At 60.4% G+C, this 8637-nt stretch carries 7 protein-coding genes; 5 read left to right on the plus strand and 2 right to left on the minus strand.

The window, feature by feature from the left end:
- Nucleotides 1-103 precede the first annotated feature (103 nt).
- From CXF97_RS12865 to CXF97_RS12880, 4 genes are all read left to right on the plus strand, one after another.
- The gene (locus CXF97_RS12865; protein WP_101158815.1) at nucleotides 104-1399 is read left to right on the plus strand and encodes an NCS2 family permease; all 1296 of its coding nucleotides are present in this window, start codon (nucleotides 104-106) and stop codon (nucleotides 1397-1399) included.
- Complete coding sequence (gene trmA / locus CXF97_RS12870; RefSeq protein ID WP_101158816.1) at nucleotides 1396-2475, plus strand: tRNA (uridine(54)-C5)-methyltransferase TrmA; 1080 nt, start codon at nucleotides 1396-1398, stop codon at nucleotides 2473-2475. The genes CXF97_RS12865 and trmA overlap by 4 nt, the downstream gene beginning before the upstream one ends.
- Nucleotides 2476-2744: 269 nt before the next feature.
- Entirely contained in the window at nucleotides 2745-3185 is a 441-nt protein-coding gene (gene aroQ / locus CXF97_RS12875; RefSeq protein ID WP_101158817.1) for a type II 3-dehydroquinate dehydratase, read from the plus strand.
- A gap of 5 nt (nucleotides 3186-3190) precedes the next feature.
- A complete protein-coding gene (locus CXF97_RS12880) occupies nucleotides 3191-4045 on the plus strand; it encodes a shikimate dehydrogenase (RefSeq protein ID WP_101158821.1) in 855 nt (284 codons plus the stop codon).
- A 78-nt stretch (nucleotides 4046-4123) separates the two neighbouring features.
- Here the strand turns inward: CXF97_RS12880 and CXF97_RS12885 are convergent, their stop codons facing one another.
- Together CXF97_RS12885 and quiC are read right to left on the minus strand one after the other, a co-directional pair.
- Nucleotides 4124-4801: a TetR/AcrR family transcriptional regulator gene (locus tag CXF97_RS12885; protein WP_101158818.1), complete on the minus strand. Its 678-nt coding sequence runs from the start codon at nucleotides 4799-4801 to the stop codon at nucleotides 4124-4126.
- 102 nt (nucleotides 4802-4903) lie between these two features.
- Complete coding sequence (quiC, locus tag CXF97_RS12890) at nucleotides 4904-6805, minus strand: 3-dehydroshikimate dehydratase QuiC (RefSeq protein WP_101158819.1); 1902 nt, start codon at nucleotides 6803-6805, stop codon at nucleotides 4904-4906.
- Nucleotides 6806-7155: 350 nt separating this feature from the next.
- On the opposite strand from quiC, the gene CXF97_RS12895 reads away from it, so the two are divergent.
- Nucleotides 7156-8493, plus strand: a complete 1338-nt coding sequence (locus CXF97_RS12895; RefSeq protein ID WP_101158820.1) for an MFS transporter — start codon at nucleotides 7156-7158, stop codon at nucleotides 8491-8493.
- Nucleotides 8494-8637: the final 144 nt, after the last annotated feature.

Here is an 8637-nt window from a genome sequence, read left to right on the forward strand (position 1 = left end):
GCTTTTTCCGGCCCACGACAATTTTCCAGGCGCTTGCGACGGTCTGTGCTTTGCTGTTGAGGTCGATACATTCACGGCGCCATGCGCGCCCCGGGGAGCAGACATGCTGGAAAGGCTGTTTCAACTCAAGGCACACAACACCAACGTGCGCACCGAAATTCTTGCGGGCGTCACGACTTTCCTGGCCATGGCTTACATTCTGTTCGTCAACCCGAGCATCCTCGGCGAGACCGGTATGGACAAGGGCGCGATCTTCGTCGCCACCTGTCTGGCGGCCGCCATCGGTTCGACCGTGATGGGCCTGATCGCCAACTACCCGATCGCCCTCGCCCCTGGCATGGGCCTGAACGCCTTCTTTACCTACACCGTGGTTCTGCACATGGGCCACACCTGGCAGGTGGCGCTGGGTGCGGTGTTCATTTCCGCCGTGCTGTTCTTCCTGTTGTCGATCTTCCGCATTCGGGAATGGATCATCAACGCCATCCCGCTGCCACTGCGCTCGGCGATCGCCGCCGGTATCGGCCTGTTCCTGGCGCTGATCGCCCTGCACAACGCCGGCATTGTGGTCAGCAACCCGGCGACCATGGTCGGCCTCGGCGATCTGACCAAGCCTGCACCGATTCTGGCCACCGTCGGCTTTGCCGTGATTGTCGCGCTCGAAGCGCTGAAAGTGCGCGGCGCGGTGCTGATCGGCATTCTCGCCGTGACCGTCGCCTCGATCGTACTGAACGTCACCGAGTTCGGCGGCATCCTGTCGATGCCGCCGTCGTTGGCGCCGACCTTCCTGCAACTGGACATCAAAGGCGCACTGGACATCGGTCTGGTCAGCGTGATCTTCGCCTTCCTGTTCGTCGACCTGTTCGACAACTCCGGAACCCTGATCGGCGTCGCCAAGCGCGCCGGCCTGATGGGCAAGGACGGCCACATGCCGAAAATGGGTCGCGCGCTGATCGCCGACAGCACTGCGGCCATGGCCGGCTCGCTGCTCGGTACTTCGACCACCACCAGTTACATCGAATCCGCGGCCGGCGTCAGTGCCGGTGGCCGCACTGGCCTGACCGCCATCGTCGTGGCAATCCTGTTCCTGCTGGCGCTGTTCTTCTCGCCCCTGGCGGCCAGCGTTCCAGCCTTCGCCACCGCGCCAGCCCTGCTGTTCGTCGCCGTGCTGATGACATCCGGCCTGGCGGAAATAGACTGGGACGACATCACCGTGGCTGCGCCGGTTGTGGTCACCGCGCTGGCCATGCCGTTCACCTATTCGATCGCCAACGGCATCGCCTTCGGCTTCATCGCCTGGACCGCCATCAAGCTGCTGTCCGGCCGTGCCCGTGAGCTGAACCCGGCACTGGTGATTCTGTCGATTCTGTTTGTGATCAAGTTGGGTTGGTTCAACGCATGAGTTTCGATTCCCAAGCCTACGCCGAACAACTCGAAGCCAAGGTCGCGCGCTTGCGTGAGCTGCTGGCGCCGTTCGATGCACCCGAGCCGACGGTGTTTGATTCGCCGTTGCAGAACTTCCGCCTGCGCGCCGAATTCCGCCTGTGGCGCGAGGGTGGCGAACGGCATTACGCGATGTTCTCTCAGGACGACAAGCGAACGCCGATCCTCATCGAGCAATTCCCGATTGCCAGCCTGCGCATCAATCAGTTGATGCCGCAGTTGAAAGCGGCATGGCAGGCCAGTTCGGCGCTGAGCCATAAGTTGTTCCAGGTCGAATTCCTGACCACGCTGGCCGGGGACGCGATGATCACCCTGTGCTATCACCGCCCGCTGGACGAGCACTGGCACGCGGCGGCGACTCGGTTGTCGGCCGATCTCGGCGTGAGCATCATCGGCCGCTCCAAGGGCAGGCGCGAAGTGCTTGGCCAGGATTATGTCGTCGAAAAGCTCGAAGTCGGCGGTCGCACCTTCAGCTATCGCCAGCCCGAAGGCGCGTTCACCCAGCCCAATGGCACGGTGAACCAGAAGATGCTCAATTGGGCATACGAAGCCTTGGGCGATCGCAGCGATGATCTGCTGGAGTTGTACTGCGGCAACGGCAACTTCACCCTGCCGCTGGCGACTCGCGTGCGCAAAGTGCTCGCTACCGAAATCAGCAAGACCTCGGTCAACGCTGCCCTGAGCAACCTCAGCGAAAACGCTGTGGATAACGTCACGCTGGTGCGTTTGTCCGCCGAGGAGCTGACCGAAGCGCTCAACGAAGTGCGCCCGTTCCGCCGCCTGCACGGCATCGACCTGAAGAGCTATGAGTTCGGCAGCGTCTTCGTCGACCCACCGCGCGCCGGCATGGACCCGGACACCTGCGAACTGACGCGGCGCTTCGACAACATCCTCTACATCTCCTGCAACCCGGACACCTTGGCCGCCAACATCGCCCAACTGCACGACACCCATCGCATCACCCAGTGCGCGATGTTTGACCAGTTCCCGTGGACGCATCACATGGAATCGGGTGTGTTGCTGACCCGGCGCTGATTGCGGGTAGTTGAAAAGAGAAAGCCGTCGTGATTGACGGCTTTTTTATGGGCGATCTAAAAGATCGCAGCCTTCGGCAGCTCCTGCAGATAACCGCGTTCCACATGCAGGAGCTGCCTAAGGCTGCGATCTTTTGATCTGTGCGATTACCGAACATAAAACACCAAGGTCATTTTTGTTCAATTGACCAATGTAACCACCTGGTACATTTTATCCCCACAGGCTGAAACCTCTCGGCCGATGCCAAAAACAAGAAGTGGAGTTGCCCCATGTCCCCTATCGTTCTGGTGCTTAACGGCCCGAACCTGAACCTGCTCGGCACGCGTGAGCCGGCGACTTATGGTCATGAAACCCTGGCGGATATTTCGGCGCTGTGTGGTCGCGCGGCTGACGAGTTCGGCCTGACGGTGGAGTTTCGCCAGACCAACCACGAAGGCGAGCTGCTCGACTGGATTCACGCGGCGCGCGGTCGTTGCGCGGGGATCGTGATCAATCCGGCCGCGTGGACGCATACGTCGGTGGCTATTCGCGATGCCTTGGTCGCCAGTGAGTTGCCGGTGATCGAGGTGCATCTGTCCAACGTGCATGCCCGCGAGCCGTTCCGTCATCACTCGTTTGTTTCCGGCATCGCCACGGCGGTGATGTGCGGCTTCGGCAGCCATGGTTATCGCCTGGCGCTGGAGCATTTCAGTCAGCGGTTGCAGGGATGAAGGCCATGTCACGTTCCAGGGTGATACTCGCCGGGCTGATTGGCGCCGGCATTCAGGCTTCGCGCACGCCCGCCCTGCATGAGCACGAAGGTGATGCGCAGGGCCTGCGCTATCTGTATCAGCTCATCGACCTCGATCAGTTGCGCCTCGACAGCACAGCCCTGCCCGACTTGCTGCAAGCGGCGGCGCGAATGAATTACACCGGGCTGAACATCACCTTTCCGTGCAAGCAGGCAATCATCCCGTTGCTCGATGAATTGTCGCCGGAAGCCCGGGGCATCGGTGCAGTGAACACGGTGGTGCTGAAGGACGGCAAGCGCGTCGGCCACAACACCGATTGCCTCGGTTTCGCCGAGGGTTTTCGCCGGGGTCTGACGGATGCTGCCCGCGAACGTGTAGTCCAGATGGGCGCTGGTGGGGCTGGCGCGGCGGTGGCCCACGCGCTGCTCAGCGAAGGCGTACGGCAATTGACGATTTTTGATGTCGACCGCGAGCGTGCCGAGAGCCTGGCAAACAATCTGAATCAACATTTCGGCCCCGGTCGCGCGCAGGCCGGACGGGATTTGCCCGGGGCGCTGGCGCAGGCCGAGGGTCTGGTCAACACCACGCCGATGGGCATGGCCAAGCTTGCGGGTTCACCGGTGCCGGCCGGGTTGCTGCGCAAGGAAATGTGGGTCGCGGAGATTGTGTATTTCCCGCTGGAAACCGAACTGCTGCGCGACGCCCGTGCCTTGGGCTGCCGCACGCTGGATGGTGGCAACATGGCGGTGTTTCAGGCGGTGAAGGCGTTTGAATTGTTCAGCGGCGTGGTGCCGGATGCGCAGCGCATGCTTGAGCATTTTCAAAGCATGAATGGTTGAAGAGCAAAAGATCGCAGCCTTCGGCAGCTCCTACTGGAAACGGTGCAGGCGCTACCGAAGGCTGCGATCTGTTGACTGTCAGGCCTTCAAATAGCGCAACACCGATTCGCAGATCATCTCGCGATGACGCTTCTTGATGGTTTCGTCCGGCAGGTCGATCTGGAAGATCTCACCCAGCGTGTGACGGTTCGACACACGATAGAAACAGAACGAACTGATCAGCAGGTGCACGTCCAGCGCATCGATGCCACGCCGGAACACACCTTCGTCCGCCCCCCTTTGCAGAATCCCGCCCAAGGTGTCGAGGATCGTGTTGTTCAGCGCCTTGATCGCATCGGAGCGCTTTACGTACTCGGCGTTGTGGATGTTTTCGATGCTGACGATGCGCACGAAATCGACGTTGTGATCGTGGTGATCGAAAGTGAATTCCACCAGTCGGCGGATCGCCAGTTCAGGCGGCAGTTCGTCCAGATGCAGACGGTTTTCCGTGCTGCGAATATCGCCGTAGAGTTTTTCCAACACCTCGACGTACAACTGCTCTTTACTGCCGAAGTAGTAATAGATCATGCGCTTGGAGGTGTGGATGCGCTCGGCGATCGCGTCGACGCGGGCGCCGGACAGGCCCTGCTGGACGAACTCGACGATCGCCTCCTGCAGGATGTTTTCGCGGGTCTTTTCCGGATTGTTCTTGCGACTCTTGCGCGGCACTGCGTCGGACTCGACAGCAGCGGCGGAAAGTTCTGAATTCATGGTCATCGCGGGCTCACGGCCATCACTGCACAAGCTGGCGATTATGGGCCGCGCGGGACAGTGAAGGAAGCCGCGCAGCCGGTGTTTAATCCCGCGTTTACGAATTCCCTACAACTTCGCCTGCCGCACCGCACCGCTGCGCGATTTCGCCATCGCGGCCAACCGCACTGCAACGTTGGCCGCGCCGTAGCCGGCATAGCCATTCTTGCGCTGGATGATCTCGAAGAAGAAACGCCCTTCGAACGGCTCGGTGTAGACATGAAACAACTCACCGCCCTGGGCGTCGCGGTCGTAGAGCACGTTGTAATAGGCCAGCTCGCTGAGAAACTCATCGTCGAAATCAAAGCGCGCCGCAAGGTCGTCGTAGTAGTTGAGCGGGATGTCCAGCAGCGGCACGCCGGCCTCTTTGGCGCGACTGACCTGGGCGAAAATGTCGTCACAATCGAAGGCGATGTGGTGCACACCGGAGCCGCGATAACTCGATAGCGCATGCGAAATGGCAGTGTTGCGGTTCTCGGAAATATTCAGCGGCAGCCGGATCGAGCTGTCGCGGCTGCGCAACGCGCGGCTCTTCACCAGACCGTATGGATCGGGCAGCACCACCTCGTCGTCGGCCTCGAAATCCAGCAGGCTTTTATAGAACAGCACCCAACTGTCGAGGCTGTCGGCCGGCAACGCCATGGCCATGTGGTCGATACGCTTGAGGCCGCCGCTGGTTTGCGCGTCCGGCAACAGATTGAAATCGGTGCCGTACACGTCGGCGTCCGCATCGACCAGATAAATCAGGCTGCCGTCCGGTGCGCGCACTGCCGCCAGTTCCAGTTCATTCGGCCCGACCAGCCCGCGATAGGGCTGCCCTTTGTAAGCGACCGCACGGGCCAGCGCACTGGCGCTGTCCTTGACTCGCACGGCCGTAGCGCACAGCGATGGGCCATGGGCTTCGAAAAAACTGTGAGCAAACGAATAAGGCTCGGAGTTGAGAATCAGGTTGATATCGCCCTGACGCAGCAGGCTGACGCTCTTGGAGCGATGCTGCCCGGCCTTGGCAAAACCCAGGCGTTGCAGCCAGTGACCGAGCTTCGCCCCCAGCGCTTCGTCGACGGCAAACTCGAGAAATTCAACGCCGTTGTATTCGCTGGCCTGCGGCGTTTCGAAAAGAATTTCACGGTGGGCCACCGGCGCCGCTTCCTGCTCAAGACGCTGGCGGGTCTTCTCTTCCAGATACAGCAGCGAGCGCAAACCGTCGGCGGCGTTGGCCCGTGGCGGCGCGGCGCGAAAGCCGTCATTGAAGATTTCCAGCGACAGCGGCCCGGTATAGCCACTCTTGATGATCGGCGCGAGGAAGCCGGGCAGATCGAATTCGCCCTGCCCCGGGAAGCAACGGAAATGCCGACTCCACTCCAGCACATCCATGGCCAGGATCGGCGCGTCGGCCATTTGCACGAAAAAGATCTTGTCGCCGGGAATATCGGCGATCGCGCTCGGATCACCCTTCAGCGACAGGGTGTGAAAGCTATCAAGGAGCACGCCGAGGTTGGGGTGAACGGCCTGACGGACGATGTCCCAGACCTGTTGATAAGTGTTGACGTGCCGGCCCCAGGCCAGCGCTTCGTAACCAATCCGCAGACCACGAACAGCAGCGCGTTCGGCCAGCAGCCGCAAATCATCGACGAGGATTTGTTGATCGCCGACACTGTCCGGCGCGGCGTTGCTGCACACCAGCACCAGGTCGGTGCCAAGTTCCTGCATCAGGTCGAACTTGCGCTCGGCGCGCTCCAGGTTGCGGGCCAGGCGATCGCGGCGGCAACCCTCGAAATCACGAAACGGCTGAAACAGGGTGATGGCGATACCGAGATCGGCGCACATCTGTTTAATTTCCCGGGGGCTGCCGTCGTAGTACAGGAGGTCGTTTTCGAAAATCTCTACGCCGTCGAACCCGGCGGCGGCAATGGCTTCGAGTTTTTCCGGCAGGGTGCCGCTCAAGGAAACGGTGGCAATGGAACGCTGCATGTTTCAACTCCCGGACTGCGCCGCTTTTGTGTAGGAGCTGCCGAAGGCTGTGATCGTTTGATGTTCTTTTCAGATCAAGATCAAAAGATCGCAGCCTTCGGCAGCTCCTACTAGGGAATGGGTTTTTATAGTGAGGAAATTATTGGCTGCATCCCCGCGCGCAGCAATTTAAAGTGTACTACCCGGTTAGTTTTGCGTGCGATTATCGAACACTAAGGCGATTTGGCGAATTGACGATTTTTTGTTCACTGCCCAACATCGGCTGCACATCGAGTCCGGCCACTAACCACCGGACAAGGTGTTCGACCGTAAAGAACACCAAATAACAAATCCAAAAACGGGTGGAACACATGATTCCTTCACAGACTTCCCGCATGGCTCCGGCCATGAGCACTGCCACGGGTGGCATCGGCGACAAGATCCGCGGCGCCATGGCCGTCGGCAAGACCCGCTGGGGCATGCTGGCGCTGGTGTTTTTTGCCACCACCCTCAACTACATCGACCGCGCCGCCCTCGGCGTCATGCAGCCGATCCTCGCCAAGGAAATGAGCTGGACGGCGATGGATTACGCCAACATCAACTTCTGGTTTCAGGTCGGCTACGCGATCGGGTTTGTCCTGCAAGGGCGACTGATCGACCGGGTCGGCGTCAAGCGCGTGTTCTTCTGCGCCGTGCTGCTCTGGAGCCTGGCCACCGGCGCCCATGGTCTGGCGACTTCGGCAGCCGGCTTCATGGTCTGCCGCTTCATCCTCGGCCTGACCGAAGCCGCCAACTATCCGGCCTGCGTGAAAACCACGCGCCTGTGGTTCCCGGCCGGTGAACGTGCCGTTGCTACCGGCATCTTCAACGCCGGCACCAACGTCGGCGCGATGTTCACGCCGATGCTGCTGCCGCTGATCCTGAATGCGTGGGGCTGGCAGGCGGCGTTCCTGTGCATGGCCGCACTCGGCGGGATCTGGCTGTTGTTCTGGGGCTTGAAGTACTTCAACCCGGAAGATCACCCGACGGTGAAACAGTCGGAACTCGATTACATTCAGCAGGAAATCGAACCGGAACAGGCCCGCGTACCGTTCAGCAAAATCTTGCGCATGCGTGGCACCTGGGCTTTCGCCCTCGCCTACTCGCTGACCGCGCCGGTGTTCTGGTTCTATCTGTACTGGCTGCCGCCGTTTCTCAATCAGCAATACAACCTCGGCATCAACGTCACGCAGATGGGTATTCCGCTGATCATCATCTACGTCACGGCTGACTTCGGCAGTGTCGGCGGCGGGATTCTGTCCTCGTTCCTGATCGGTCGCGGCATGAACTCGATCAAGGCGCGACTGCTGTCGATGTTGCTGTTTGCCTGCTGCATCATCGGCGTGGTGATGGCCGCAGGCTCGGCGAATCTGTGGGTGGCGGTGGCGGCGATCTCGCTGGCGATCGGTGCGCACCAGGCCTGGACCGCGAACATCTGGAGCCTGGTGATGGACTACACACCCAAGCACATGATGAGCACAGTGTTCGGCTTCGGCGGCATGTGCGCGGCGATCGGCGGGATGTTCATGACCCAGATTGTCGGCCACATCCTCACCGTCACCCACAACAACTACACCGTGCTGTTCACGCTGATCCCGGCGATGTACTTCCTCGCACTGACGTGGATGTACTTCATGGCACCGCGCAAAATTCCTGCCGTTACCGAATAACCTGCCTGCATCGCTTCTGTAGGAGCTGCGGAACGATCTTTTGATCTTGCTTTTGAAGATCAAAAGATCGCAGCCTCGTTTCACTCGTCAGCTCCTACAAGGGATTTTTGCTTTTCCTCAGCGCCGGCTCTGCCGCCAATCCGC

The organism is Pseudomonas sp. Choline-02u-1 (assembly GCF_002836515.1).
Lineage (GTDB): Bacteria > Pseudomonadota > Gammaproteobacteria > Pseudomonadales > Pseudomonadaceae > Aquipseudomonas.